Genomic DNA, 25,448 nt, shown 5'->3' with positions numbered 1-25,448 from the left:
GACCCGGAGATGACCGAGGTACGCGAAGCAGTAGGCGCGGTACACGAGAAGCACGCGCCGTTCCTGGTGCGGGTGGAGAAGGGGAGCGCGAGCCCGGAGGAGGTCGCCGCGCTCACCGCCGTCCTGCTGGCCAGGGCCGCGGAGCCGGCTCCCGGCCCGGACCACGGCCCCCTGCGGCGGACGGCGGCCCGCTGGCGCCGCCCCGAACGGGGCGGCGGCTTCGACGGCCCCCGTACGTGGCAGGCCCGCACGCACGAGCCGAACACCTGACGGCCCCGCGGCGCCTACGCGGTCGTACGGGCCGGCGGCGAGGCCCTCGCGGTGGGGGCCGGAGCCTGCGGCGGACCGGTGGGCTCGGGGGTGTCCGCGCGGGTGTCCGCGGGGGCGTCCGCGGGCAGGACGGCCCTCGCGCGCAGGCCGGGAAGGCCCGTGCGCAGACCGAGTTCGAGGCGGCCTCCCGAGGCGCCGAGCAGGGCGGCGGCGATCGTCAGTCCGAGGCCGCTGCCCCGGCCGCCGCGGCCCGCGCGGCCGCGCCAGAAGGGTTCGCAGGCGTGGGCGATCTCCTCGCGCGTCATCCCCGGACCCTCGTCGCAGACGTCAACGGCCACCTCGCCGGGGGCGTCGCGGCCCACCGACACCCGTACGGTCCCGCCCGGCGGGGAGACCTTGAGCGCGTTGTCCAGCAGGACGTCGAGGGTCTGCTCCAGCGTGCCGGGCTGCTGGACGAGGGAGGCCCGCTCTCCGATGATCTCCAGGTGCGTGCCGCCGGCCCGCGCCGCGGCCGACCACGCCTCCACGCGCAGCCCGGCGACGGCGAGGGCGTCCGCGGTCTCGGCCCGGGCCACGGCGTGCTCGACCGCGCCCCAGGCCAGTACCTGTTCGAGGACCTCGGAGAGCCGGGCCACCTCGCGCAGGATGGCCTCCACCTCCCGGCCCGGGGCGGGATCGGACGCGCCGAGGTAGCGGTCCTGGAGGAGTTCGAGGCGCAGGCGTACGGAGGACAGCGGGCCGCGCATCTGGTGCGCGGCGGCCACCACGACCGTGGGCGGTTCCGGCTCCCACTGCGCGGGCGCGTGCACCGCGTTCATGACGCCCGCGGCTGCGGGACGGTCAGCCGGTAGCCGACGCCCCGGGCCGCCTCGATCCAGTCGTTGCTGCCGAGCTTGCTGCGCAGGGAGCCCACGTGGACGTCCAGCGTGCGGGTGGACCCGAACCAGTTCTCGTCCCAGACCCGCGCCATGATGTCCTGGCGTTCCATGACCGTGCCGGGTTCCTCCAGCAGCATGGCCAGCAGCTCGAACTCCTTGCGGGTGATGCGTACTTCCGTGCCGTCCAGGTACACCTTGCGGGCGCGCCGGTCCAGGCTGAGCGGGCCCGCCCGCAGGATGCCGCCGGCCGGGTGCACCTGTTCGCGGGGCTGTTGGTGGGGCTGTTCGGGTGTGCCCGCGGGATCTGGGCCCGGCTCCGGTGCGTTCGCGGCGGCCGCCGCGGGGTGCCGGGGGCAGTCGCCGGAGCGCCGGATGACGGCCTGGATGCGGGCCATCAGTTCGTAGCGGCCGAAGGGCTTGGCCACGAAGTCGTCGGCGCCCATGTGCAGGGCCATCACGCGGTCCAGTTCGCCGGCCCGGCCGCTCAGTGCGATGACGGGGACGCAGGAGCGTTCCCGGATGCGCCGGCAGACCTCGTGACCTTCGAGATCGGGCAGGCCGAGGTCGAGCAGGACCAGGGAGGCGTCGTCCAGGTGCTCCAGGGCCGCGGCGCCGGTGCCGGTGCGGCACGTGCCGTAGCCGTGCACGGTCAGCGCCTGTTCCAGGGCCTCGGCGATTCCGTCGTCGTCCTCGACGATCAGTACGTTCCTCATCGGTGCCTCCCGGTCCGGTCCGCTGCCCGCGAGTGGACCCCACTTCGGACAGTACCGCCGCCGGAAGGCCTGGGACGGGGCGCGAGAGCGGGCCGAGAGCGGGGCGCTAGCGGGCCTCCACCTGGGCTGACGCGGCGCGCAGGGGCATGAACCGGCGGGCGGTCTCCTCCGCCTCGGCCAGGGAGGCGAAGCCCCGGTCGCGGGCCGCCGCCTCCAGGGCCGCCGGGCTGCCGGAACCCCAGATCTCCCGCAGGTGCCCGCGGACTTCGCGCACCGGGATCCGCCGGGCGGTGCCTCCCGGTGCGCTCGCCGCGGCGGACTCGCCCAGCCGGTCGATGGCGGCGACGGCGTTCGTGCTCGCCGCCCACACCGCGTCCGCGTGCCGCAGCTCCGCGGGCACCCCGTGGAAGGGGGCGTCTCCCGGTGCGCTGCGGAAGGAGCGGACGAGCAGGGTGAGCAGCCGGTGCCAGGGGGTTCCGGAGCGCCGCTCTCCGGGGGTCAGCCAGTGCTCCCACGCCTGGGCGGGGAGCAGGTCCGCGGTGATGCCCGCCCGTGCGGCGGACTCCAGCGCGCAGGTCTCCAGCTCCGAGTCCCGGGTCGGCAGCAGCTCCCCGGCGATCCGGTGCAGGGTGAAACCCCGGTAGCGGGCGGGGAAGTCGGGTGCGTAGAGCTGCTGGAAGCGGAGTACGTCGAGTTCCCGGACGGCCGGGTGGCGCGCTGCTCCCGGTGCGGGCCGGAACGTGCTGCGCCAGTGCGCGCGACGGCTCGTGGGCGTGAGGAACCAGGCGGGTACGGGCGGGGGCTCCGGTGCGGGCGGCGCGGCGGCCGCGGGTGCTTCCTGGGCCAGCCAGGACAGGGCCAGCAGGGCGTCCACGCGCTGCAGGTCGGTGGTGGAGCGGGTCCGCAGGGCGTACGCGTGCAGGGCTGCCGCGGCCTCGCCGGTCTCCTGCGCGTGCTCACCGGCCAGCCGGATCAGGGCGGGCCAGCAGCGCTCGGCGGAGGGCAGCGAGCCGGCGAGGCCGAGGAGGGTGTCGCCGGTGGCGGGGGCGAGGATCCGGTCGGTGACGGCGTTGGCGACCGTCCAGCGCAGGGTGACGAGCGCGACGGTGGGGTGCCCGTGGGTGTGCGTGGGCCGGTGTGCGGCGACCTCGGCGTCGCCGTCCAGGGTGCCCTGGACGAACATGCCGAAGACGAGGCCGATGCCCCGCATGCCGTACGGCCACAGCTCCGCGGCGCGCAGGGCGCCGAACCCGGCGGCGCCGACGACCCGGGTGCCGTCGGCGAGGAGGTCGAGGATCTCCTCGTGGGACACCGGGGTGCCGTGGTGCTGGACGCCGTCGAGGAGGACGACGGTGTCCCCGGGCCCGGCGGCGAGGGCGAGCAGGTCTCCGTGGCGGGCCGGCGGGTGGAGGACCGACCCGGGGTGCGCCGTGCGGACCTCGTCGGCGCGGAGGGCGGCGCCGACGAACACGTGGGTGGTCATCGGCGCTCCCCGGGCAGGTGTACGGGGCCGCCGCCGGCGGCGGGGCCGGTGAGGCCCGCGGCGACGACCTTGACGACGCGGACGTCGGTCTCGGTGCTGAGGTCCACGGCCACGGGCCGGTGGCCGGTCACCGCGGTGACCAGGCCGGCGAGCCAGCGCATCTCGTCGGTGTCCTCGGCGAACCCGGCGGACCCGGCGGTGTGCGCTGCGGCTTCCCGCCAGTCGAGGAGCCGCCCGGCGGTGCGCGGCGGCGTCGTGCGGGCCCGGCCGGCCGTGGCCGGGCCGTCGCCCGCCAGGGCGCGCAGCCGGTCGCGGGCGGCGCCGGTCAGCGCGCGGCCGAGGGCGATGCCGGGGTCGCCGTGCACGCCGACGGCGGTGACGGGCACGGGGAAGGACTTCGACCACAGGCCCACCGAGAAGCAGGGCAGCGCCCAGCGGTTGGCGCGGCGGGTGAGGGTGACCCGGACTCCGGCGGCGGCGAGGCGGCCGAGGACCTCGGCGCAGAGCGGGTCGTCCACGCCGGCCGGGTCGACGGGACCGCTGGTGTCGGGTCCGCCGGTGTCGGGGCCGGGCGGGGCCGAGGCGGCGCGCGGGGCGGACGCCGCGGCGGTGGCGCAGTCCTGCTCGATCACCTTGTAGAGCGCGTGGACCACGGTCTCCTCGTAGCTGTTGCCCCCGGCCAGTCCGCCGCCCGTGGTGTGCAGCAGCGGGGGCCGCCACTCGGTGCCGGTTTCCTCGCCCGCGGCGACGCAGGCCCGGGGGGCGGGTACGGGGGCGCCGGTGACCAGGTCGGCGGCGACGACCCAGTCCAGCGGGGTGTGTTCGCTCAGCAGGCTGCCGGGCGGCAGGGGCAGGGCGCGTACGTCGTAGGGCAGGGCGAGTTCGCGCGCGGGCGTGCGCAGCACCTCGGCGGGCGGGCAGGCGTACTCGGCGTGCCAGAGCCCCACGGACTCCATGACGGCGGAGATCCGGGCGAGCAGGGGGGTGGCTCCGCGGCCGTAGGCGAGCGGCCGGGTCCGGGCGGCGGGCCGGACCGCGGCGACGACCGGGACGCCGAGGGTGTCGAGGCCGGTGACGTCGGCGATCCGGGTGATCCCGAAGGAGTCGCGGAGCTCGTCGAGGCGGGCCCAGGTCTCCTCGGGGTGGCGGACCCGGTGGGTCCCGGCGAAGTGCACCTTCTTCACGCGTCGTCCTCCCCTGCCCCGTCCCGGAGGCCGTCGGTCGCCGTGGTGCGGCTCTCGTCCACCAGCGTGCGCGAGCGACGGCCAGGCAACGGGCAAGGGAACGGCAGAAGTTCGGCACGGCTGGTGAAAACCTCTCCCCACCAGGGCGCACGGAAGGGGTGGCCCCGCGCGTCGGGGGCCCGTACGGAACCGGGTTCCATCGGCGCTCTAGCGGCGTGTGCCGACAATGCACCGGTTATGCCGTGCACGGAGCAGGAGGGGAGCCGCCGATGTCCCAGCGGGAGCGCGGCCGGCAGGTGACGGTCGTCGAGCGGATCACCACGACCGGGGATCCCTCCTCGTTCGAGCGGGCACTCGTCGACTACGCGCGCCACCGGGAGTCCGCCAAGGGGTTCGAGGCGCTCGTCACGGCCGCCTGCCCGGACCGGCCCGGCAGCTACGTCCACCTCGACCAGTGGAGCACCCTGGACCGGCTGCTCCAGGCCTCGCACGAGGCCGGTCACGAGGACGGGCCGTCGCCGGTACGGCACCCCGGGCTCGGTCCGGGCGCCACCTCCACCAGCGAACTGATGGTCACCGTCGGGCGGATGACTGTCGGGGGCGAGCTCGCGGACGCCGCCCACGTCGTGCTGGTCCGTGCCGTGCTCGACGGCCCGCCGAAGCAGTTCGAGCTCGACTTCGGCGCCCTGGTCGCGCAGTGCGTGTCGGACAGCGGTTTCGGCGGCAGCGATCTGCTCCGCTCGGCCGCCGACCCCCGGGCCTACCTGGGCGTGCTGTGGTGGCTGGACGCCGGGGCCTGTGCCCGGGTGAGCGCCGGCGAGGGCTACCGGTCCCGGCTGGCGGGGCTGTCGGCCGCCGCGGAGGTCGTCGAGGAGCCGACCCGGGTCCTGCGCGTGGCCTGAGCCGCGGCTACGGGATCCAGCCCGCCTCCTCCGCGATGCGGATGGCGTCGATCCGGTTGCGGGCGTTGAGCTTGTCCACGATGGCCGTCAGGTAGTTCCGTACGGTGCCCTCGCTCAGGAAGAGCTGCTCAGCGATCTCACCGGCGTCGGCGCCCCGGGCGGCCAGCCGGAGCACCTGCGTCTCGCGCGGGGATATCGGGTTGTCCAGCGCCTCCCAGGCGCTGAGGGCGAGATCGGGGTCGATCACCCGCTGTCCGTTGGCCACGGCCCGTACGGCCTGGGCGAGCCGGGCCGGCGGGGAGTCCTTGAGCAGGAACCCCGAGACGCGGGCGGCCATCGCCCTGCGCAGGGTGCCGGGCCTGCCGAGGCTGGTGAGGATCAGCGTGCGGCAGGCGGGCAGGCGTTCGCGCAGTTCGGCGGCCGCGGTCAGCCCGTCCATCCCGGGCAGGTCGATGTCGATGATCGCGACGTCGGGGCGCGCTTCGAGCGCGGAGGCCACGATGAGGTCTCCGCGGTCCACGGAGGCCACCACCTGGAAATCGGGTTCCAGTTCGAGTAATGCGATGAGTGCGCCGCGGACCATGTGGACGTCCTCGGCTAGAAGCAGCGACAGCATGCTTGTTCCCCCGTATACCCCTCGTGCCGGTCGGCTCGCGCCGCTTCAGCCGGCTCGACGTTCCAGTGCCACGACGGACGCTCTTCCCGCGCCACCGTCGTACTCGCGTCCTTGTGGGCCGACGCCGTCCGGGGTGTCGGGGGCGACCGGTCTCAGCGGCGCCCTCGCCGTCACCCGGAACCGGCCCTCCGGTTCGATGCCCGCGGTCAGCGTCCCGCCGATCGCGGTGAGCCTCGTGTCCAGGTTGCCCAGACCGCTGCCACGGTCCGCGGGGTCGGCGAGCCCGGGGGCCACCACCCCGTCGTTCTCCATCACCAGTTCCACCGTCTCCCCGTCGACCGCCGCCCTGATGGTGCAGGACTGCACCTTGCTGTGCCTGAGGATGTTGGTGACGCCCTCGCGCAGGGCGGTCGCCAGCACGGTGTCCACCAGCGGGTGGAGCCGCCCGCAGTCGATGTCGACCTCCGCCTCCACGCCCGCCGAGGCCATCACGTCGGCCACCGAGACGGCCTCCGCCGCCAGCGACATGTCGCGGTATCCGCGGGCGACCGCCCGGACGTCGACGAGGGCCTGGCGGGAGACCCCGAGCACGGAGACGACCTCTTCGCGTGCCCGCTCGGGGTTGTTGACGACGACCCGCTGGATCAGCTCGCACTTCAGGGAGATGGCCGAGAGGCTGTAGCCGAGGAGGTCGTGCAGGTCCCGGGCGAACCTCAGGCGTTCCTGGATGACGGCCATCCGCGCCATCTCGGCACGGGTCCGGTGCACTTCGTTGACCAGGTCGGTCAGCCGGGTGAGGCCGTACACCACCAGTCCGGTCAGCGCGGTGGAGATGGTCGAGTACGCGAGGTCCAGCACGTTGCCGCCCTGGCCCACCGCCCACCACAGCACGACGCCCGAGATGGCCGCGAAGGAGGGCCAGGCGATCCTGGGCGGTGCGAGCAGCAGGACCGAGGCGCTCAGGGGTCCCGCCACGCTGCCCCACAGCACGTTCAGCCAGACCAGGGGTAAGAAGGTGAGGAACAGCTGTACGCCCAGGGCCGCGCACTTGCGGCCGGTGGACCAGCGCCGTGCCTTGGGCGAGGTGAGGACCAGCTGGAGGCCGTAGAGGAGCATGACCGCCGTCGCGCAGACGAAGAGTTCGCGCCGCTGGTCGCGCAGCGCGTATTCGACGTTGAGCAGGGTGACGATGGCGTACCCGGACAGGACCGTGACCACGATGCCCTGGGCGAGGCGCGGGGCCAGGACGTCGGTGACCCGGCCGCGCTTGTCCGGATTCAAGCTTTCCGCTTGCTCGGTTCCCTGAGCTAGGTCGTTGTCCGCAGTCCGGAAACGGCCCGTCATATGCTCACTCCTCGGTAGGGAAACGAGAGGATCCGAGTCCGCACTATATGCCGAGCCCGCCAAAGATCGGAGAGGTAGCAGAGAGCTGATCTACAAGGGGATCCGGAAGGACATCCGGAAGGGCATCCACGCGTACAACTACAAGGGCAGCGGAACCCCGTTGAGTTCGCGGAATGCGGTGGGGGTATTCCGCTGGCCGAGACGCACCGGTACGTCGAAAAGCCGTCCGGGAGCGAACCTGGCGTAAAACGGCCGGAGTCCCGGCACCAGCGTCTTGACCACGGGTATGCCCACGTCAGGCCGGGTCTGGTCGAGGACCAGCAGCTCCATCCCGTGCGATTCCAGCAGGGTCCGCAGGTGCGTGACGTCGTCGAGGAGGTCCGCGTTGCGTCCGGCGTACCGCCAGGACGCGGGGGTCCGCCCGGTCTGCGCCGGGTCCGCGAAGAGCTGCGGCTGTCCGGGCAGGTCCGTACCGGAACCGCCGGGGGCCGGCAGCATCTGCACCATCTCGGTGACCGCCCTGCGCAGCGCGAGCCGCGGGTCGAGGTGGGCGCCGAACCCGTAGACGAACTCCTCCCCGGGGCCGCCGGTGCGCCGGGAGACGGCCGCCACGACCGGGATTCCGAGGTCGGAGGTGAGGTCGAGGGCCCAGACCTGGTGGCCGGCCCGGTCGAGCGCCGATCTGGTGGCCGCCAGCCAGGGCTCGTCGAAGGAGTCGAGGTCGAGGCCCGGCAGGCTCAGCCGGTTGTACCACCACAGCGCCACGGCGTCCCGCTCGACGAGTTCGAGCACGCCCTGGACCACCGCGTCCTCGAGACTGCCGCCCGCGGCGTTGCCGTTGGAGTCGGCCCACAGGCCGTCCCGGGAGGCGCCCGTGCCCGTGTCGAAGTACAGGGTGGAGGTGGGGAGCATCCGGTGGGCGCCGGCGGTGAGCGACCAGACGGGCGTCCACTCGGTCTCGGCGGCGGGGTCGAAGGGGCGGCTCACCCGGTGGAAGGGCGGCTGGAGGGCGTTCCAGCGCGCCCGGTCGGCGTACTGCCGCTCGTCGAACAGCTGGTACGTGTTGGGGTGGACGGCCGCGGCGCCCAGCCCGGCCATCGACTCGCGGATGACCAGCTCGTCGCCCTGGCGGGCGGCGCTGTACCGTTCCGCCGCCTCGCAGAGGGCGCTCGCCCGGGCCTCGGTGGCGGTCGCCCCCTTGCCTCCGCTGCGGGCCCGCAGGACCTGGTGGACCCCGGCCAGCGAGTGGCCCCGCAGGGCGAGGTTGTGACCGGAGTCGTAGGCGTGCAGTCCGTCGGGCAGTCCCGGGACGGGGCGGACGTTCGTCACGATGCCGGTGACCGGGCTGATCAGATGGCGGTTCTCGATGAGGATGCCCTCGGCGCAGACGGCCCGGTCGTTGCTGCCGGTGCCCTCGGCCTTCGGCCGGGAGGACAGGGCGAGGGGCCGCGCCGTCCGCCGGGCGACCAGCGCGGGGTCCCCGCAGTCGAGGCACTGCGGCCGGCGCAGCACGGTGTGGTGGGCGGTGCTCAGGTTGAGGCTGTCCAGGACGCACACCGACCGCTGCTCCGGGTAGCGCAGTCCCGCGAGCCACTTCGACAGTTCCAGTACGGCGCACTGCAGTCCGAGGGACCGGACGGCGGAGAGCGTCGGGGCGGGGCGCGGCGCCGGCCCGTCCAGGCCCAGGGCGCGCTGTACGGGGAGTTCCCCGGCGCGGTGCTCGGAGAGCCGGTGGGCCAGGCAGGACCAGCAGGGTCCGTCGGATGCGTCGCGTCCGTCGGTGGCCGGCGAGAAGAACGGGCCGGTCCAGGGGTCTGCCCCGAACGGCCGGGCCAGCAGCCAGGTCCGGCCCTGGCGGCGCAGCCGCCGGGAGACGGCCCGCAGCCCGGGGTCCAGGTAGTCCGTGCACACGACCAGGGTCAGCGGGGTGTCGGCTTCCGCGTCCGCATCGTCCACGGCGTTGAGCCCGGAGGCGGCGCAGGCGGCGCGGACCTCGGCGGCGTTCACCCCGCCGACCGGGATCACGGCGACCGGCGCGGTACGGACCTCGGCCGTCGCCTCGTACCCGTCGAGGCCCGCCCGGTCCCAGTAGGCCTGGGCCAGGGCGGTGTCACCGCCGGCCGGGGCGGCGCCGCCGTGCCGGTACCCGACCAGATTGGCCTGCGCGAGGCTCCGCAGCGCCCGGCCCGCCTCGGCGACCGGCATGGTCGCCGAGGCGGCCCTGAGTAAGGCGTCCAGGGTGTGGCTGCCGTCGAGCAGCGGGACCAGGCTCTCTATGCCGGCTCCGCGCAGGACGGTCACGCCCTGGTCGGAGAGGACGAACGCGGCCTCGCCCGGGACCGCTTCGGCCCGCACGTGGCGCTTGAAGGCCACGAAGGGGCCCGCCTCGGGCTCCCGCGGGGGCGTCACGCCGCGACCTGGAGGTCGGCCTGGTCGGTGAGGTTGCCGCCGGTGCAGGTGCTGCACCGCAGGCAGATCGACATCGGACCGGTGACGGCGGCGCTCAGGTCATCGATGGAGAGGGTCGCGCCGGACGTCCAGTCCACTCCCTGGGCCTCGAGTCCGAACTCCAGCAGGACCCCGGCCGGGTCTGCGTCGAAGCGCTGTCCGAGCTTCGGTTCCAGAGCGGTACGGGCGGCGAGTTCCGCGAAACGGAAGAGTTCCTGGGCCACGTTCATGACTTCCCCCTGAGACCGACGGTGCTGCACTGGTGTCCTGTTGGGACGAGAGTCTGGAGGGGGACCTCACAGCACCGGCAGTGCCACGTTCACCGGCCGCGTATGACATTTTCATGATTCACCTCGTGCGCACCTCACTGGGCTGCCGCACGCCCGGCTGCGACGCTGTTCACCTGGCTCCGAAGGGGTCGTCGCACACCGTCCGGCACCCGCGGCCCGAAGAGGGAGAGCACAGATGGACATCAAAGTACTCGGGTCGCTCACTGCCCAGGAGCGCGGCGTCTCGGTGGTTCCGACCGCCACCAAGCCCCGGCAACTGCTGGCCCTGCTCGCCCTGCACGCCGGGCGGGTCGTCACCGTGCCGACGCTGATGGAGGAGATCTGGGGCGAGGAGATCCCCCGGAGCGCCACCACGACGCTGCAGACGTACATCCTCCAGCTGCGCCGGAAGATCGGCGCCGCCCTGGAACGGGACCCGGCGCTCGACGCCAAGGAGGTGCTCGTCACCCGGTTCGGCGGCTACCTGCTCCAGGTGCCCGCGGGCCAGGTCGACGCCCACGAGTTCGAGCGGCTCGCGGGGCAGGGCCGGGCGGCCTACGACATCGGCGACTACCGTGCCGCCTCCGACCTGCTCGGCCGCTCGCTCGCGCTGTGGCAGGGGCCGGCGCTGGTCGACGTACGCGCGGGATCGATCCTCGAACTCGAGGTGCTCCAGCTCAACGAGGAGCGCACGGCCGCCCTGGAGCGGCGCATCGAGGCCGACATCCGGCTCGGGCGCTGCGCCGAGGTGATCCCCGAACTGCGGGTGCTGGCGGCCCGCCACCCCCTCCACGAGGGCTTCTGCGGGCAGCTGATGCGCGCCCTGCACCGCTCGGGCGGGGGCTGGCGCGCGCTGGAGGCGTACCAGAAGCTGCGGGCCTCGCTCGTACGCGAACTGGGGCTGGAGCCGTCCGCTCCGCTCCAGCAGCTGCACCAGGCCGTGCTCTCCGGCGATCTGGCCCGGACCGATCCGGCCGGCTCGACGATCCCGCGCCGGCTCCAGCCGATCGCGGCCGCCGAATAGCGGCGGAGCCGAATTCCCAAGTCGGTTCCAAGTCGGCCCCAAGTGGAAATGCAATGCGGAGGCCGCACCTATTGGTGCGGTCCTTTCCGCACAATGGCGTCCGGCAACTGCGCCGGGCACGTGCGCGGGTGCGGCGCGGCGCGGCGGGAACCGCCGCCGTGACCGCGTACGCGGCGGCGGTTCGCCGTGGCGGGTTCACGCCGGGAGCGGGGTCCGCAGTCCGTCCAGCCAGCTCTGCCACGCGACGGCGTGCCGCGGGGCGCCGGCCGGGAGGGACCCGCCCGTCCAGGCGGTGACGGGGCGCAGGCCGTGGAGGGCGTTGACCACCCAGACCTCGCGGCCGGCCAGCGCGGACAGCCTGCGCCGGACGGGCCGTACGGTCACTCCCGTGCGCGCCGCCCGGTCGAGCAGCAGCGAGGCGGTGACCCCGGGGAGCACCGGGAGCTCGGCGGGGGGATGGCACAGGACGTCCTCCTCCCACCACAGGAGCGAGGAGTTGGCCGCTTCGAGCACCACTCCGTCCGCGGTGACCAGGAGCGCCTCGTCGGCGTCCGCGGCCGTGGCCCTGGAGCGGACTTCGGCCAGGGCGCCCAGGTCCGGCCCCTTGTGACGGGGCGTCCGGCGCGGGTCGCAGACCGCCAGCCCCCAGACCCTGGCCGTCGTGGAGCGCGCGGGCGCGGGGCGCAGCCGGTACAGCAGCCGGTAACCACCGGGCAGGACCGTGTCCGGGGGCGCGTCCGGGGAGGCGGTTTCCAGCTCCACGCGGGGGAACCAGTGGCCGGCCGCCCGGGGCAGCAGGGCCGCCATCGCGGTCCAGAAGGTGTCCAGGAGCGCGACGGGCACGCCGGCGGTCTCGGTGCAGGTGGCGGTGAAGCGGCTGCGGTGCCGGTCCAGGGCGCGGACCCGGCCGTCGTCGACCAGCCAGGAGTCCGCGGCGAGGAGCGTGCCCGGGGCGTCCGTCGCGGGGACCTCGCGCAGGGCACCGGACCCGGTGAGCGCGAAGAGGCGGTCGGCGCGGCCCGGAGCGGTGGGCGGGGTCGGCCCGGTGGGCGGGGTCGGCCCGCTCGGCCCCGTAGGCCCCGTAGGCCCCTTAGGCCCGGTCAACGGGACACCGGGGGCTCGGCGGACGCCGCCGCGTCGCTGCCGGGGAAGCCCCTGCCGAGGAGGCGGAGCAGCGGGGTCGTCTTGGTGATGGTCTCCTCGTACTCGGCGGCCGGGTCGGAGAGCGCGACGATGGCGCCGCCGACTCCGTAGCGGATGCCCTCGTCCGTCACGACGGCGGTGCGGATGACGATGCTGAGGTCGGCGCCGCCGCACAGGGAGAAGTAGCCGATCGCTCCGGAGTACACGCCGCGCGGGCCCTCCTCCAGTTCGTCGATGATCTGCATGGTGCGGATCTTGGGGGCGCCCGTCATCGAACCGCCCGGGAAGGCGGTGCGCACGCATTCCACGGCGCTCACTCCGGGGCGCATGGTGGCCCGTACGGTGCTGACGAGCTGGTGCACCGTGGCGAAGGTCTCCACGTCGAAGAGCTTGGGCACGTGGACCGAGCCGACCTCCGCGCACCGGCCGAGGTCGTTGCGGACCAGGTCGACGATCATCAGGTTCTCGGAGCGGTCCTTCTCGTTGGTCCGCAGGTCCACGCGCAGCGCCTCGTCCTCCTCCGGGGTGGCGCCGCGCGGCCGGGTGCCCTTGATCGGCTTGGACTCGGCCAGTCCCTCGGCGGTGACGCGCAGGAACCGTTCCGGCGAGGTGCTGAGGACGGCGAGGTCCTCGAAGAGGAGCAGCGAGGCGAACGGCGCCGGGCTGGTGCGGCGCAGGAACCGGTACCCCTCCCAGGGGTCCACCTTCGCTTCGCTGTGCAGTTCGTTGGTGAGGCAGACCTCGTAGGTCTCCCCCGCGGCGATGTCCTCCTGGCTGCGCCGGATGCGGTCCAGGTAGGCGTCCCGGTCGTGGCGCAGGCTCAGATCGCCGGCGTCCAGGGGCTGCGCGGGCACGTCGGCGTCCGCGGTCCGGCCGGCGAGGCCGCGCAGCCGTCCGGCGGTGGTGTGCAGCCACGCGCGGGCGGAGGCGTCGTGGGCGAGCGCCTCGGGATCGGCTCCGGGGTCCGCGGGGGCCAGGGCGAGCAGGTGGGTGGTGCCGGTCAGGTGGTCGAAGGCCAGGGCGCGGGCCGCGAACACCATCGTGGCGTCGGGCTGCTTGGACCGGTGGACGACCGGGCCGGCCCCGCACTGGGCCTTCAGTTCGTACCCGAGGTAGCCGACCCAGCCGAGGGCGAAGTTGCAGGGGTTCTCGGCCCGGTCGGGCAGGTCCACCTTCAGGGACTTGAGGTCCTCGTCGATCCAGTCGAAGAAGGGGCGCTGCGCGACCTGCGCGCTGCGGACGCCGTCCCGCTCGGACGTGACCGTAACCGTGCCGGCCGCCACGTCGGCCGTGGCCACGCGGGCCAGCTCCCCGGAGGCGTCGCCCATGATCGAGAAGCGGCCCGTGGCGCCGTCGCTGCGGCTGCTGTCGAGCCAGAAGGCGTGGTTGCCGCCGCGCAGCAGCTCGTCGAAGACGATCTCGGGGTCCCACGCGGTGGGCAGCCGCTCGGTCAGGACGCGCAGGTGCCGGCTCGGGGCGGGGCGGGCGGCCGCGGCGGCGGGTGCGGCCGCTGCGAGGGGCCGCGCGCCGGGGTGCTCCTGCTGCCAGCGGGCGGTGAGCTCGCGGAAGTTGCGCATCATCAGCAGTCCGTGCTCGCTGCTGATGGATTCCGGGTGGAACTGCACGCCCCACAGCGGGCGTTCGCGGTGGCGCAGGCCCATGAGGATGCCGCCCGGCGCCCAGGCGGTGGCCTCGAAGACGTCCTCGGGGAGGTCGGCCACGGTGAGGGAGTGGTAGCGCACGACGTCGAAGGGCGAGGGGATCCCGGCGAAGAGGTCGGTCCCGGAGTGCTCCACGGGGGAGACCCGTCCGTGCCGGGGTTCGGGGGCCCGTACGACGGAGCCGCCGCCGAGGTGGGCTATGCCCTGGTGGCCCAGGCACACGCCGAGGACCGGGCGGTCCGCCGCGCGGACGATCTCGGTGCAGACGCCGAAGTCCTCCGGGCGTTCGGGGGTGCCGGGGCCGGGAGACAGGACGACGTTGTCGAACTCCTCCAGATGGCTGGTTCTCCACCCCGGCTCATCGTTGCGGATGACGACGGGCTCCTGCCCGTTGGCCTCCGACAGGAGGTGGAACAGATTGAAGGTGAAGGAGTCGTAATTATCCACCAGGAGAGTGCGCATGCTCACCTCACGAGGTCATGGAGGGACGGATTCGACAGCCGGATCCGATAGAAAGATCTGATGACTGAATTCCGGACGGACTACGCAGCCCGGGAAAGATCGCCTCGATGGCCTCCCGGATAAACCGGCGTCGCACGCAGGCGCTACGGCCGGTCAATGGATACCCGACCCTGAGCTCCCGATTCCCCGTCAGGGAAATCGGGGAATGCATGATCTCCCCGTTCAACACGGGCAGACCCTACAGGGAGTCCCTGTTCAGTCAAACATTTCCCGCACCGCGGACCCGGCCCCGCAAGGCAACCCGGCAGTAGGAATTCGCAATTCCGCAAGAATGCTGTCGCGCTTTGCATATGACGCTTGACAGTCCCCGAGGGGTCGTTTCTATTATGCGGAACTGCTGAGCCAGTCAGGGCTAATCAGCAGCACAACGGGGCAGTGCAACGGGGAGATGTTTGTTCGTGATCAACGATTTCGGGGGCCCCGGGCCCGGGACGACCGATCCGGAACAGCACGACGGAAGCTGGGTCGACGAACTGCTCCTGCACGCCGGCCACGACGACGCCGAGCCTGCGGTGCACATCGGCGAACGGCTGGATCGCGCCGGTCTGCGCCGCGAGGTCGCGGCCCGCCACACCGAGCTGGCGGAGGCCGGACTGCGCCGCGGCGGATCGGTCGCGCTGCAGCTGCCCCCGTCGCTCGCGCTCCTCACCCACCTGCTGGCCGCCTGGCGGACCGGGGCCCAGGTGATCCTGCTCGACCACCGGCTGACCGCCCACGAGAGCGACCGGGCGCTGGAGCGGACGGCCCCTCAGCTCCTCGTCCGGCCGGCCGGACCGGTGCGCCTGGGCGTGCTGCGCGGCTTCCACGCGGTCGACGCCGTGGCCGAGCCGTACCCCGGGGGGCGGCCGGCCGCGAGCGGGCACGCGCTCGTCCAGCTCAGCTCCGGTTCCACCGGCCCCTCCAAGGTGATCGGGCGCACGGCCGCGGACCTCGTCGCCGAGGTCCACCGCTACACCCTGATCCCCGGCATGCCCGGACCGGGCGACCGCATCGTGGTCCTCAACTCCCTTATCCATGCGATGGGGTTGATGGCGGGGATCCTGCACAGCCTGCACGCGGGCGTCGAGATCGTGCTGCCGGAGCGGATGAGCGCCGACGGCATCCTCGCCGCCGTGGCCGCGCGGACCGCGCCGACCGTGATCACCGGGGTGCCGTTCCACGCGCAGCTGCTGGCCTCGGTCTCCGCTCCCCCGCCGCTGCCGCACCTGGTCGGGGCCATGTCCGCCGGCGAGTCGGTGCGGCCCGGGGTCGCCGAGGCCTTCGCCGCGCGGTACTCCGTACCGCTGGGCGAGGTGTACGGGATGACGGAGACGGGCGTCATCGCGGCCGACCTGTCCGGGGCCTCCCGGCCGGCCACGGGGCGCACGGCTCCGGGCATCGAGGCGAAGGTCGTGGACGGGGAGCTCCTCGTACGGCGGCCCGTCAGCCCCTACCTCGGTCCGGCCGGTCCGGACCGCTGGGCGGACGGCTGGCTGCGCACCCGCGACGCGGCGACGCTCGACCCGGAGACCGGGCTGCTCGCCGTCGTGGGCCGGCTGGACTCCCAGGTGTCGGTCGGCGGGCTCAAGGTCGACCTCACCGAGGTCGAGTGGACCCTGTCCGAACTGCCCGGCGTCCGCGAGGCGGTGGTGGTCCACGACGGGGCCATCGAGGCGTACGCGGTCCTCGACGAGCAGGTCACCGCGCGGTCCGTGGAGAACCTGCTCGCCGAGCGGGTGGCCGGCTTCAAGCTGCCGCGCCGCATCCACGCCCTGGCCGCCCTGCCCCGGACGACCACCGGAAAGCCGGTACGGGACCCGGCCGCACTGCGGACCGCGCTCCGGGCTGCCGCCCCGGAACGGGTGTGAGCCCGATGGGACGCCACGAGACCCCCGTCACGGCGCACCCCGCGGAGGCCCCCGGGCCCGCGGCCGCGCCGTGCGGGAACACCGTCCGGCCCGACGGCGACCCCGTCACGCCGCGCGGACACGCGGCGGCGGCCTTCGGGCGCTCCGCCGCGCCGTGCGGGCGCTTCCCCGCGTCGCCCGGGCAGCCGGTGGCGCCGCGCCCGGGCTCCGGAGCGGCGTGCACCGGATCCGGGGCACCTCGCGGCAACGGCGTTGCTCCGCGCGGAAGTTCAGCCGTCCACCTCGGTGACCGAGACCGGGGCGCCCTCGGTGCCCGGGCCGCCCGCCACGCACAGGACGTAGCCCTCGGGGCCCCGGGGGACGGCGCTGGTCAGGCCGGAGCCGGGGAAGACCTCCCGCAGCGTCGCCACGGGTCCCGCGGGCTCCGGCGGCAGGCCGGAGGCGGGCAGCGGAACCGGCCGCAGCCGGCCCCCGCCGGCCAGCCCGGTGCCGACCGCCTTGCCCAGTGCCTCCTTGTGCGTCCAGACCCACAGCAGGGCGCGGGCCCGCAGGGCGGGTGCATGGCCCTCGATCCAGCGGACGTCCTCCTCGGCGAACCAGCGCCGGGCGAGGGCCACCGCCGGGAGCTCGCGGGCCGGCTCCACGTCCACGCCCACGTCCCCGCCGGTGCAGACCGCGACCGCGGTCAGGCCGCGGGTGTGGCTGACGCTCACGTTGACCCGTACCGGCGGCCGCGCTCCGCGGTCCGCGGCGCCGGGCCGTGACACCACGTACGGCCGTCCGCCCGGCTCCCGGGCCACGGCCAGGCCCTCGGGCCCGACGCCCAGCACCGCCGCCGCGGCCCGCCGCAGCAGCGCGTGCGCGTGCTTGCGCTGGTCACCGACCGGGACCGCGAGCCACACCTCTACCCGGGACACCGACACCCCCACTCGTCCCCGGTGCCCAGACACGTCCTGAACACCCATGCGAACACTGATACAAGGAGCCAGTTCATGAGCACCCCTGTGCGCGCCTTCGTAGTGAACACCCTCGAAACCATGAACCTCGACACGGCCGGGATCACGGACGCCACCCCCATCGGCGACGACGGCCTGGAGCTGGAGTCGCTCACCACCGCCGAGCTCGTCATGCAGGTCGAGGAGGAGTACGGGGTCAAGTTCTCCGACGAGGACGTCGAGGGCCTGCAGACCCTGACCATCGGCGAGTTCGTCGCCCAGGTCGAGCAGCGCCGGACCCAGGTCACGGCCCCGGCCGGCTCGGCGTGAGCGCGCCGTCCCCCGCCCCCGGCCGTCCGGAGGTGATCGCCCTGCTCGCCCAGCACGACGAGTGCGCCCCGGGCGACGTGGGCGAGCGGATCGACTCCCTGCAGCTGGCCTGGCTGGTGCACGTGGTCGAGGAGCGGTACGGCATCCGGATCGACCTCGACGAGGAGCTGGAGGCCATGGACACGGTCGACGGCGCCGTCGCGGTGCTGGCCGGCGCCCTGGCCGCTCCCGTACCGGGCGGGAGCGGTTCGTGACCGGGGCGGACCAGGCCGACCAGGCAGACCGGGCGGACCAGGCCGACCGGACGGTCGTCATCACCGGGCTCGGCGTCACCAGCGCCTTCGGCCGCGGCGAAGAGGCCCTCGGGCGGGGACTGGCCGCCTCCCGGGCGGCGTTCGGACCGGTCGGGCGGTTCGCCACGGACCGGTACCGCACCGGTGTCGCCGCCGTACTGCCGGGCTCGCCCGACCTGGACGAGGAGCTGCGCCGGGTCGTGGAGGAGGCCTGCGAGCAGGCCGGCCTGTCGCCGGCGGAGCGGGCGCAGGCTCCGCTCCTGCTGGGCCGGCACGCCGATCCGGCGGTGGCCCGCGGGCCGCTGGCGGTCCAGGGCAAGTCGGCGATCTCGGACACCGCGGCCGCCCTGGCGCGGGCCTGCGGGCTGCTCGGCGCGGCCCGGACCTACACCAACGCCTGTGTCGCCGCCAGTACGGCGGTCTCCGAGGCGGCCGTACGGATCCGCACCGGCCGGGAGGAGCGCGTGGTCGTCTCCGCGGGCTACCTCGTGGACGAGGACAACTACGCGCTGTTCTCCGCCGGCCGGGCGCTCTCCCCGGAGGGCGTCCTGCGCTCCTTCAGCGCGGGCCGCAAGGGCCTGCTGCTCGGTGACGGCGTCGGCGCGGTGGTCCTGGAGTCCGCGCGGGCGGCCGCCGCGCGCGGTGCCCGGCCGCTGGCCGTGCTGTCCGGCTGGGGCCTGGCCGGCGACGCCCACCACGTGTGCCGGCCGCACCCCGAGGGCCTGGGGATGGCGCGGGCCATCGGCGCCGCGCTGGACCGGGCCGGGCTGGCGCCCGCGGACATCGGCTACGTCAACGCCCACGGCACCGGCACGCCCGCCAACGACTCCTCGGAGAGCTCCGCCCTGCGCCTCGCCCTCGGGGACGCGGTCGACGGCATCCCGGTGAGCTCCACGAAGTCCCTGCACGGGCACGCGCTGGAGGCGTCCGGAATGCTCGAACTCGCCGTCACCCTGCTGGTCCTGCGCAGCGGGGAACTCCCCGTGAACGCCGGCCACTCGGGGCTCGACGACGACTGCCGCCTGGACCTGGTCCTCGGCTCGCCCCGCCGGGTCTCCCCCCGGCACGTCCTCAGCCTGAACGCCGCTTTCGGCGGGGCCAACACCGCATTGGTGGTAAGCGCGCCATGACCACGTCCCCGGCCCTTTCCCCCTCCTTCTCCGCCACCCGTTCCACCCTCCCCGCGGCGGCCGTGGAGCTCCTCGCGGAGGGCGTCTGGCCCGCCCCGGGCGACCCCGAGCTGCCGGTTCCGCTGGCCGGTTTCGCCGTCTCCTCCTTCAGTCCGATGGCCTCGGCCGCCGCCGACCGCTGCCTGGAGCAGGTGTACGGCGCTCCGGGCGCGGCGGAGCCCGGCGCGGAGCCGGCCGGTCCCGGCGCGCAGGAGCTCGTACGACGGGCCGGGCGCACGGCGATCGTGCTGGCCTCCCGGGGCGGCGACCTGGAGACGCACACGGCGACCGCGGTCGCCGTGGACGCCGGCCGGCCCGCGGCGCCCCTGCTGTTCTTCCAGTCCGTGCCCAACGCGGTGGTCGGCCACATCGCCAAGCGCTGGGGGCTGGCCGGTCCGGTGATCTGCTTCAGCCCCGACGCGGCGACCGCCGATCCGCTGGGCGAGGCGCTGGACGTCACCCGCTTCCTGGTCGACGGGGGCGACGCCGGGGAGGCACTGGTGCTGCTCGTGGAGCAGGCCGGCCCGGACGGCGCGTCCGCGCACGCCCGCGCCCTGCTCGTACGGCCCGCGGCGCCGGACGCCGCCGGGGAGGCGTCGTGAGGAGCGGGCTCCGGGAGCAGTACGACGTCTGGGTCACCGGGATCGGACTGGTCACCCCGCTGGGGACCGGCGTACCGGCCTTCGTGGACGGGCTCGCGGCCGGGCGCTCCGGGCTGCGCCGGCTGGAGGGCGAGGCCTGGGCCGCGACCGGCGCCGACGTGGCCGGGGTGGCCCCCGAGATCTCCGCCCTGGACCTGCTGCCGCGCACCGAGGCGCGCTCGGTCGACCGGTTCGTGCTCATGGCGCTGGCCGCCGCCGACGAGGCGCTCGGCGACGCCAAGCTGACGGTGGGCCAGGACGTGGCCGCGGACCGGGTGGCGGTGGTGGTCTCCACCGGCGCCGGCGGGCTCGCGACGTACGAGGAGCAGGCCGTGGCCCGCGCCTCGCGGGGCCGGGCCGCGGTCAGCCCGTACCTCCTTCCCGGCATGCTGCCCAACATGGCGGCGGCCCGCATCGCCATCCGCCACGGCGTCCGCGGGCTCAGCAGCTCCATCGCCACGGCCTGCGCGGCGGGGGCGATGTCGGTGGCCGAGGGGCTGCGGCTGATCCGCGAGGGCACCGCGGACGTGGTGGTCTGCGGGGGCACCGACACCGCGCTCGCCCCTTCCGTGGCCACCTCCTTCGGCAACGCCCGCGCGCTGGCCCGCGCCGGCACCGGCGATCCGGCGGCGGCCAGCCGCCCGTTCGACCTGGACCGGAGCGGTTTCGTGCTGGCCGAGGGCGCCGGGATCCTCGTCCTGGAGCGGGCCGCCCACGCCCGCGCCCGCTCGGCGCACGCCTACGGGCGGGTCCTGGGCTGGGGCGCGACCAGCGACGCCCACCACCCGACCTCGCCCCGGCCCGACGGCGAGGGTGCGGCGGACGCCATGCGGCGCGCGCTGGCGGACGCCGGGCTGGCTCCCCGGGACATCGGTTACGTCAACGCCCACGGGACCGGCACCAAGGTGGGCGACCTGGCCGAGGCGCGGGCCGTCCGCTCGGTGTTCGGCGAGGACGGGCCGCCGGTCAGCTCGGTGAAGGGCGCCATCGGCCACCTGCTGGGCGCGGCGGGCGCGGTGGAGGCGGCGGCGACCGTACTCGCCCTGCACCACCGGAGCCTGCCGGCGACGGCCAACCTGGACCGGCCGGACCCGGACTGCGCACTCGACCACGTCCGCGGCGCGCCCCGGGCGGCGGCGCCCGAGGCCGCGGTGTCCAACTCCTTCGCCTTCGGCGGCCACAACGTGAGCCTCGTGCTCGGCAGGGCCCCGGAGGCGGTCTGACCAGCGCAGCACCCGGCACCGCAGCACCGACCGCACCCCCACCCGCTCCCTCCCGCTCCCACCCGAAGGACGAGGACACCGTGACCAGTTCCGCCTCCCAGGCACCCGGACCGGCGGGCCCCGGCGAGCCCTCCGCCGACCTGCTGCGCCAGTTCTGGTGGCTGCACGACGCCCGCTGGTACCAGGGGGTCGCGCGGCGGTTCGGCCAGGACGCGGCGAACGAGGTGAACGCGGAGGCGATGCAGTTCGTCACCCGCCGGATCGCCTCCGCCTACGCACGGGAGGAGGGGCTGGCCCCGGGGCTCTCCGCCGCCGAGCTGGCCACCGCACTCACCGGCATCTCGGAGCTGATGACCGGGGACGCCGTGGAGGCCTCCAACAAGGTCACCGGCGAGGAGTCCTTCGAGACGGCGGTCACCCGCAACTTCGCCCTGGAGATGCTCGCGCGGGCCGGGACGCTGGAGGGCTACGAGTGCCCGTGCCCGCAGATGCGGGCGGGCTGGTTCGAGGGGCTGAAGACGGAGGTCAGCGACCACCGCGTGGAGTGCCTGCGCACCGGCGGCTCCGCCTGCCGCTTCGTCACGAGCACGGCGTCGGGCGCGGCAGCCGCCGGCGAGGCCGCCACCAGCGCCGCTGCCGCCGGCTCCGCCACCACCACCGTCCCCGGGAAGGAGACCCCGTGACCACGCCCGACTCCGGCGCCCCCGCCGCGTACGTCACCAGCGCCATCGAGCAGTTCGCCGCCCGCGGCGAGCAGATCGCGCTGATCCACGGCGAGCGGTCCATGACCTTCGCCGAGCTGCTGTCCCTGGCCTACCGGACGGCCCGGGTCCTGCGGGACGCGGGCCTGGGCCGCGGGGACCGGCTCGTGCTGCTGGCCGCCAACCCGCTCGAGATGTCGGCGGTGGGCCTGGCCGCGCACCTCCTCGGCATCAGCTACACCCCGGTGTACGCGGCCGGCGGCGAGCAGGTCGCCGAGCACATCCTGCGCGACGCCGCCCCCGCGGCCGTGATCCTCGCCTGCGCCGGGCCGATCCTGCCGGGACCCCGCATGGCCGAACTCGCCCGCGCCGCCGGGGTGAAGCAGCTGTTCGGGCTGGGCCCCGTCGCGGACCCGGACGTGACCGACCTGCTCGCGGCGGCCGCCGCCCGGTCGGACGCCCCGCTGCCGGTGGCGGCCCGCGAGGACGACGTCGCCCGGGTGCTGTACACCGGCGGCACCACCGGGCTGCCCAAGGGGGTCGTGTACACCTTCGGCGCGCTGACCGCGGCCGCCGGCGCCTGGGCGGGCGCGGCCCCGCCGCCGGGGCTGCGGTTCCTGGCGATGACCCCGATGGCGCACGCCGCGGGTGCGATCGCCTGCGGCCTGCTGCGCCACCACGTGAGCGTCGAGCTGTTCGACGAGTTCGACCCGGAGGCACTGCTGGTGCGCATCGCCGAGGCCTCCGCCGAGCACCGGCCGGTCACCACGTACCTCTACCCGCCGTACCTGTACCGCCTGCTGGACCACCCCGACCTCGCGCACACCGACCTCTCCGGGCTCGCGGCCGTCAGCTACGGCAGCGCGCCCGTGACCCCGCACCGGCTCGCCCAGGCGGTCCGCAGCCTCGGCCCCCGGCTGCGGCAGAGCTACGCCCTCACCGAGGCCATCGCCATCACCAGCCTGGGTCCCGAGGACCACGCGGCGGCCGCCGCGGACCGGCCCGAACTGTTCGGCTCGGTCGGCCGCGCGGTGCCCGGGGTGTCCCTCCGGGTCACGGGCGGGGACGGCCGCGCGCTGGGGCCCCGTACGGAAGGAGCGGTCGAGGTGTCCGGGCCCACCGTGATGGCGGGCTACTGGCAGCGGCCCGACCTGAGCGGAGAGGTGCTGCGGGAGGGCTGGCTGAGCACCGGCGACCTCGGGGTGATCGACGAGGACGGCTACCTGTACCTGACCGGCCGGGCGAAGGACCTGGTCATCGTGGACGGGACCAACTGCTATCCGCAGGCCGTGGAGAACGTGCTGACGGCCCATCCGGAGATCCGGCGCGCCGCCGTCATCGGGGTGCCCGACCCGCTCACGGGCGAGGCCCTGGTCGCCGTCTGCGTGGCCGCCGAGGACGACCGGCCCGGCCTCGCCGGGGAACTGGGCACCTCGGTGCGCGACGCCCTGGGCGCGGCGCACGTGCCCGGACGGTTCGAGTTCGTCGCGGACATCCCCACCGCCTCGTACGGAAAGCCCGACAAGGCGGCGCTGCGGGCCCGCTTCTCGCCCCTGGCCCAGCCGACCCTGACAAGCCTGACGTCCTCCGGGAGCAACGGATGAACATCGAAGCCAAACCGTGGACCCGCCCCGCCGCCCCGCGGGGCCTGGAGGGCTGGCTCGAATCCCTCCGCGACCTGCTGGTGATCCCGCCGGAGCTGCGCGACGAGTGGGTGGAGCGGGACGCCGCGCTCGAACTGCTCCAGTGCGGGCCGGAGATCCTCGACGAGCTGCTGCGCAGCGGCCTGCCGCACGGCGGGACACCGGGGGCGGAGCGCTTCGACCGCTTCGACCTGGTGAACCTCGCCCTCTACTCCGGCTCCGGGACCTCCGTGCCCGAGAAGACGATGCGCTACGCCCTGCGCTGGATGCACGCCGATCCCGAGTCGCTGTTCCGTCCCCAGCGCTGGAACTACTCCGTCGCGCTGACCCCGCCGGCCGCGCACGGCCAGGGAGAACCGCAGGGAACCGACTGGAACCTGGCCACGCCCCACCCGGAGCTGAGCGGCGGCTGGACGGAGTCCCTTTCGATCGGTCCCGAGGGGGCATCGCTCGGGGAGAAGGACATCACGGCGAGCGGCACGGCCGGGCTCACCGCCTCCGGGGTGCTCGTCACCTCCGGGGAGCGGCGGGAGATCGTCTCGGAGAAGCTCCGCGCGATCGTGACCTCGTACGGCCCCGACCGGTTCCGCTGGGGCCGGATGCCCGAGGAACTCCAGTGGCGCAAGGACGAGGTGCTGGCCCAGGGCTACGCCCCGTGCATCTCCGTCTGCCTGGAGCTGGCCGAGCGGTGCCGGGAGGCCGGCTTCGAGGCCCGTACCCGGCGCGGCTGGATCATGGGGATGCTCGACCTCGCCCATTCCTGGCTGGAGGTCGTGGACGAGGACGGCCTGGTCAAGAACGTGGACCCGGCCTTCGTCATCCTGGCCGACCACCACGCCGAGGCCCCGCACCCGGACATCGCTCAGGCCTTCACCGGCTCGCTGCTGAACCGGCTGCTGCCCACCGAACACCATGCGGACGAACCGGTGAACGGCTACCGCCGCGACGGCCTGTTCGCCCACCCGCGCCACCAGACCGACATCCAGCTCTCGGCGGAGCAGCCCGCTCCGCGCGAGAGCGCCGTGGCCGCCAGCGGCTCCGGCAACTGAGAGAGGAAAAGGATCCGATGAGCACGCCCGTGCTGCAGGCCGACGCGCAGTTGCAGTCCATACTCGACCGGCTCGTGTCGATGTCCGAGCGCGACCACTACGACCCGTACACGATGTTCGACTGGCCCGAGACGCTGCCCGAGGACCAGTACTGGATGACTCCGGAGCTGCTGTCCATCCACGGGACCAAGGTGGCCGAGTCGTTCACCGAGGAGCAGAAGTGGGCGATCAGCAAGTGGGAGAGCGTCAACTTCTACAGCCTGAACGTCGACGGCATCCGTGAGCTGATCACCGAGATCATCGCGCGGATCCACACGAAGGACTTCGCCCTCTCCTCCGAGTACTTCCACCACATGATCGGCGAGGAGAACTCGCACATGTGGTTCTTCGCCCGGTTCTGCCTGCTCTACGGCGGCAAGGTCTACCCGGACAAGGGCGTCCAGCTGGAGATGAAGTCCGAGGGCGAGTCCGCCCACTTCCTCGTCTTCGCGCGGCTCCTGCTCTTCGAAGAGGTCGTCGACTTCTTCAACAAGCGGATGGGCGACGACGACCGGCTGCACCCCACGATCCGCAAGATCAACGCGATCCACCACCAGGACGAGTCCCGGCACGTCGCCTTCGGCCGGCAGATCGTCTCGCACCTGCACCGCCAGCTGCGGGAGAAGCTGAGCACGGAGGAGCTGGCCGAGCTGGAGCTGTACCTCAAGCGGTACCTGCGCAAGTCCGTGGACGGGCTGGTGAACCCGGCGGCCTTCAGGGACGCGGGCATCCCGAACCCCTACCAGGTGCGCAACGAGGTGCTGGCCGACCCGGCCTTCCACGAGCTGGAGCGCAAGATGCTCAAGCGCTCGATGAGCTTCCTCGTGAACGAGGGCATCTTCACCGACGACGTCCTGCCGCGCTCATGAGCACCGCGACCGGCTTCGACGCCGTACTCCAGTACCTGCTGACCAAGCGGCCGGACCTGACCTCGATCGATCCGGAGCTCGACCTGGTCGAGAACCGGATCCTCGACTCCCTCGGCTTCGTCAACTTCCTCTACGTGCTGGAGGAGCAGACGGGCGAAGAGATCTTGATGGAGAACGTCACTCCGTCTGATTTTCGTACGATCAACTCGATTCGAAAGAGGTTCTTCCATGAGTCCGAGTAGTCCGGGGAGC

General features: G+C 74.1%; 25 protein-coding genes. 14 read left to right on the top strand and 11 right to left on the bottom strand.

The window, feature by feature from the left end:
* Positions 1 to 9 precede the first annotated feature (9 nt).
* On the top strand, positions 10 to 270 hold the full coding sequence (locus tag ACZ60J_RS33960) for an acyl-CoA carboxylase subunit epsilon (protein WP_469687886.1): 261 nt from the start codon (positions 10 to 12) through the stop codon (positions 268 to 270).
* A 14-nt stretch (positions 271 to 284) separates the two neighbouring features.
* On the opposite strand, the gene ACZ60J_RS33955 is transcribed toward ACZ60J_RS33960, so the two are convergent.
* The 4 genes from ACZ60J_RS33955 to ACZ60J_RS33940 all read right to left on the bottom strand — a co-directional run bounded on the left by ACZ60J_RS33955 (position 285) and on the right by ACZ60J_RS33940 (position 4,528).
* Positions 285 to 1,088 carry a sensor histidine kinase gene (locus tag ACZ60J_RS33955; protein ID WP_469687884.1) on the bottom strand — a complete coding sequence of 268 codons (804 nt, stop codon included), beginning with the start codon at positions 1,086 to 1,088 and terminating at the stop codon, positions 285 to 287.
* A complete protein-coding gene (locus ACZ60J_RS33950) occupies positions 1,085 to 1,861 on the bottom strand; it encodes a response regulator transcription factor (RefSeq protein WP_469687882.1) in 777 nt (258 codons plus the stop codon). Before ACZ60J_RS33950 ends, ACZ60J_RS33955 begins: the two co-directional genes overlap by 4 nt.
* Before the next feature lie 106 nt (positions 1,862 to 1,967).
* Positions 1,968 to 3,344, bottom strand: coding sequence for a TfuA-like protein (locus ACZ60J_RS33945; RefSeq protein ID WP_469687881.1), 1,377 nt, complete (start codon positions 3,342 to 3,344; stop codon positions 1,968 to 1,970).
* Complete coding sequence (locus ACZ60J_RS33940) at positions 3,341 to 4,528, bottom strand: YcaO-like family protein (RefSeq protein WP_469687879.1); 1,188 nt, start codon at positions 4,526 to 4,528, stop codon at positions 3,341 to 3,343. The genes ACZ60J_RS33945 and ACZ60J_RS33940 overlap by 4 nt, the downstream gene beginning before the upstream one ends.
* Positions 4,529 to 4,797: 269 nt before the next feature.
* Between ACZ60J_RS33940 and ACZ60J_RS33935 the strand changes: the two genes are divergently transcribed.
* Complete coding sequence (locus ACZ60J_RS33935; RefSeq protein ID WP_469687877.1) at positions 4,798 to 5,430, top strand: hypothetical protein; 633 nt, start codon at positions 4,798 to 4,800, stop codon at positions 5,428 to 5,430.
* A gap of 7 nt (positions 5,431 to 5,437) precedes the next feature.
* Here the strand turns inward: ACZ60J_RS33935 and ACZ60J_RS33930 are convergent, their stop codons facing one another.
* The 4 genes from ACZ60J_RS33930 to ACZ60J_RS33915 all read right to left on the bottom strand — a co-directional run bounded on the left by ACZ60J_RS33930 (position 5,438) and on the right by ACZ60J_RS33915 (position 10,068).
* Positions 5,438 to 6,046 (bottom strand): response regulator transcription factor, encoded by a 609-nt coding sequence (locus tag ACZ60J_RS33930; RefSeq protein ID WP_469687875.1) that lies wholly within the window; start codon positions 6,044 to 6,046, stop codon positions 5,438 to 5,440.
* Between the two features lie 45 nt (positions 6,047 to 6,091).
* Positions 6,092 to 7,327 (bottom strand): sensor histidine kinase, encoded by a 1,236-nt coding sequence (locus ACZ60J_RS33925; RefSeq protein ID WP_469687873.1) that lies wholly within the window; start codon positions 7,325 to 7,327, stop codon positions 6,092 to 6,094.
* A gap of 201 nt (positions 7,328 to 7,528) precedes the next feature.
* On the bottom strand, positions 7,529 to 9,799 hold the full coding sequence (locus tag ACZ60J_RS33920; protein WP_469687871.1) for a TOMM precursor leader peptide-binding protein: 2,271 nt from the start codon (positions 9,797 to 9,799) through the stop codon (positions 7,529 to 7,531).
* A complete protein-coding gene (locus ACZ60J_RS33915) occupies positions 9,796 to 10,068 on the bottom strand; it encodes a hypothetical protein (protein WP_469687869.1) in 273 nt (90 codons plus the stop codon). The genes ACZ60J_RS33920 and ACZ60J_RS33915 overlap by 4 nt, the downstream gene beginning before the upstream one ends.
* A gap of 235 nt (positions 10,069 to 10,303) precedes the next feature.
* Between ACZ60J_RS33915 and ACZ60J_RS33910 the strand changes: the two genes are divergently transcribed.
* On the top strand, positions 10,304 to 11,131 hold the full coding sequence (locus ACZ60J_RS33910; protein WP_469687867.1) for an AfsR/SARP family transcriptional regulator: 828 nt from the start codon (positions 10,304 to 10,306) through the stop codon (positions 11,129 to 11,131).
* A gap of 195 nt (positions 11,132 to 11,326) precedes the next feature.
* Here ACZ60J_RS33910 and ACZ60J_RS33905 read toward each other — a convergent pair whose 3' ends face one another.
* Positions 11,327 to 12,235 carry an aminotransferase class IV gene (locus tag ACZ60J_RS33905; protein ID WP_469687865.1) on the bottom strand — a complete coding sequence of 303 codons (909 nt, stop codon included), beginning with the start codon at positions 12,233 to 12,235 and terminating at the stop codon, positions 11,327 to 11,329.
* Positions 12,232 to 14,397: an aminodeoxychorismate synthase component I gene (gene pabB, locus ACZ60J_RS33900; RefSeq protein WP_469687863.1), complete on the bottom strand. Its 2,166-nt coding sequence runs from the start codon at positions 14,395 to 14,397 to the stop codon at positions 12,232 to 12,234. The genes ACZ60J_RS33905 and pabB overlap by 4 nt, the downstream gene beginning before the upstream one ends.
* 458 nt (positions 14,398 to 14,855) lie before the next feature.
* On the opposite strand from pabB, the gene ACZ60J_RS33895 reads away from it, so the two are divergent.
* The gene (locus tag ACZ60J_RS33895; protein ID WP_469687861.1) at positions 14,856 to 16,304 is read left to right on the top strand and encodes a class I adenylate-forming enzyme family protein; all 1,449 of its coding nucleotides are present in this window, start codon (positions 14,856 to 14,858) and stop codon (positions 16,302 to 16,304) included.
* Between the two features lie 269 nt (positions 16,305 to 16,573).
* Here the strand turns inward: ACZ60J_RS33895 and ACZ60J_RS33890 are convergent, their stop codons facing one another.
* Complete coding sequence (locus ACZ60J_RS33890) at positions 16,574 to 17,221, bottom strand: 4'-phosphopantetheinyl transferase family protein (protein ID WP_469687859.1); 648 nt, start codon at positions 17,219 to 17,221, stop codon at positions 16,574 to 16,576.
* Between the two features lie 75 nt (positions 17,222 to 17,296).
* On the opposite strand from ACZ60J_RS33890, the gene ACZ60J_RS33885 reads away from it, so the two are divergent.
* The 10 genes from ACZ60J_RS33885 (at position 17,297) to ACZ60J_RS33840 (ending at position 25,438) form a co-directional block, all read left to right on the top strand.
* Entirely contained in the window at positions 17,297 to 17,569 is a 273-nt protein-coding gene (locus ACZ60J_RS33885) for an acyl carrier protein (protein WP_469687857.1), read from the top strand.
* The gene (locus ACZ60J_RS33880) at positions 17,566 to 17,823 is read left to right on the top strand and encodes an acyl carrier protein (protein ID WP_469687855.1); all 258 of its coding nucleotides are present in this window, start codon (positions 17,566 to 17,568) and stop codon (positions 17,821 to 17,823) included. The genes ACZ60J_RS33885 and ACZ60J_RS33880 overlap by 4 nt, the downstream gene beginning before the upstream one ends.
* Positions 17,820 to 18,992 carry a beta-ketoacyl-[acyl-carrier-protein] synthase family protein gene (locus ACZ60J_RS33875; RefSeq protein ID WP_469687853.1) on the top strand — a complete coding sequence of 391 codons (1,173 nt, stop codon included), beginning with the start codon at positions 17,820 to 17,822 and terminating at the stop codon, positions 18,990 to 18,992. Before ACZ60J_RS33880 ends, ACZ60J_RS33875 begins: the two co-directional genes overlap by 4 nt.
* A complete protein-coding gene (locus tag ACZ60J_RS33870) occupies positions 18,989 to 19,633 on the top strand; it encodes a beta-ketoacyl synthase chain length factor (protein ID WP_469687851.1) in 645 nt (214 codons plus the stop codon). Before ACZ60J_RS33875 ends, ACZ60J_RS33870 begins: the two co-directional genes overlap by 4 nt.
* Positions 19,630 to 20,895 carry a beta-ketoacyl-[acyl-carrier-protein] synthase family protein gene (locus ACZ60J_RS33865; protein ID WP_469687849.1) on the top strand — a complete coding sequence of 422 codons (1,266 nt, stop codon included), beginning with the start codon at positions 19,630 to 19,632 and terminating at the stop codon, positions 20,893 to 20,895. Before ACZ60J_RS33870 ends, ACZ60J_RS33865 begins: the two co-directional genes overlap by 4 nt.
* An 80-nt stretch (positions 20,896 to 20,975) precedes the next feature.
* Positions 20,976 to 21,578 (top strand): L-2-amino-thiazoline-4-carboxylic acid hydrolase, encoded by a 603-nt coding sequence (locus ACZ60J_RS33860; protein WP_469687847.1) that lies wholly within the window; start codon positions 20,976 to 20,978, stop codon positions 21,576 to 21,578.
* Positions 21,575 to 23,200, top strand: coding sequence for an AMP-binding protein (locus ACZ60J_RS33855; RefSeq protein WP_469687845.1), 1,626 nt, complete (start codon positions 21,575 to 21,577; stop codon positions 23,198 to 23,200). Before ACZ60J_RS33860 ends, ACZ60J_RS33855 begins: the two co-directional genes overlap by 4 nt.
* A complete protein-coding gene (locus ACZ60J_RS33850; protein ID WP_469687843.1) occupies positions 23,197 to 24,288 on the top strand; it encodes a hypothetical protein in 1,092 nt (363 codons plus the stop codon). Before ACZ60J_RS33855 ends, ACZ60J_RS33850 begins: the two co-directional genes overlap by 4 nt.
* Positions 24,289 to 24,305: 17 nt before the next feature.
* Positions 24,306 to 25,196 (top strand): diiron oxygenase, encoded by an 891-nt coding sequence (locus ACZ60J_RS33845; RefSeq protein WP_469687841.1) that lies wholly within the window; start codon positions 24,306 to 24,308, stop codon positions 25,194 to 25,196.
* A complete protein-coding gene (locus ACZ60J_RS33840; RefSeq protein ID WP_469687839.1) occupies positions 25,193 to 25,438 on the top strand; it encodes an acyl carrier protein in 246 nt (81 codons plus the stop codon). The genes ACZ60J_RS33845 and ACZ60J_RS33840 overlap by 4 nt, the downstream gene beginning before the upstream one ends.
* Positions 25,439 to 25,448 lie beyond the last annotated feature (10 nt).

Source organism: Streptomyces sp. NPDC104226, from assembly GCF_055584085.1.
Note: the sequence above shows the minus strand (reverse complement) of the source record. Positions and strands in the feature narration are given on the sequence as shown.

Bases quoted from the DNA above. Each gene is read 5' to 3' on its own strand.
- ACZ60J_RS33960 (WP_469687886.1), top strand. From the start codon at position 10: ATGACCGAGGTACGCGAAGCAGTAGGCGCGGTACACGAGAAGCACGCG.
- ACZ60J_RS33955 (WP_469687884.1), bottom strand. From the start codon at position 1,088: ATGAACGCGGTGCACGCGCCCGCGCAGTGGGAGCCGGAACCGCCCACG.
- ACZ60J_RS33950 (WP_469687882.1), bottom strand. From the start codon at position 1,861: ATGAGGAACGTACTGATCGTCGAGGACGACGACGGAATCGCCGAGGCC.
- ACZ60J_RS33945 (WP_469687881.1), bottom strand. From the start codon at position 3,344: ATGACCACCCACGTGTTCGTCGGCGCCGCCCTCCGCGCCGACGAGGTC.
- ACZ60J_RS33935 (WP_469687877.1), top strand. From the start codon at position 4,798: ATGTCCCAGCGGGAGCGCGGCCGGCAGGTGACGGTCGTCGAGCGGATC.
- ACZ60J_RS33930 (WP_469687875.1), bottom strand. From the start codon at position 6,046: ATGCTGTCGCTGCTTCTAGCCGAGGACGTCCACATGGTCCGCGGCGCA.
- ACZ60J_RS33915 (WP_469687869.1), bottom strand. From the start codon at position 10,068: ATGAACGTGGCCCAGGAACTCTTCCGTTTCGCGGAACTCGCCGCCCGT.
- ACZ60J_RS33910 (WP_469687867.1), top strand. From the start codon at position 10,304: ATGGACATCAAAGTACTCGGGTCGCTCACTGCCCAGGAGCGCGGCGTC.
- pabB (WP_469687863.1), bottom strand. From the start codon at position 14,397: ATGCGCACTCTCCTGGTGGATAATTACGACTCCTTCACCTTCAATCTG.
- ACZ60J_RS33885 (WP_469687857.1), top strand. From the start codon at position 17,297: ATGAGCACCCCTGTGCGCGCCTTCGTAGTGAACACCCTCGAAACCATG.
- ACZ60J_RS33870 (WP_469687851.1), top strand. From the start codon at position 18,989: ATGACCACGTCCCCGGCCCTTTCCCCCTCCTTCTCCGCCACCCGTTCC.
- ACZ60J_RS33850 (WP_469687843.1), top strand. From the start codon at position 23,197: ATGAACATCGAAGCCAAACCGTGGACCCGCCCCGCCGCCCCGCGGGGC.
- ACZ60J_RS33845 (WP_469687841.1), top strand. From the start codon at position 24,306: ATGAGCACGCCCGTGCTGCAGGCCGACGCGCAGTTGCAGTCCATACTC.
- ACZ60J_RS33840 (WP_469687839.1), top strand. From the start codon at position 25,193: ATGAGCACCGCGACCGGCTTCGACGCCGTACTCCAGTACCTGCTGACC.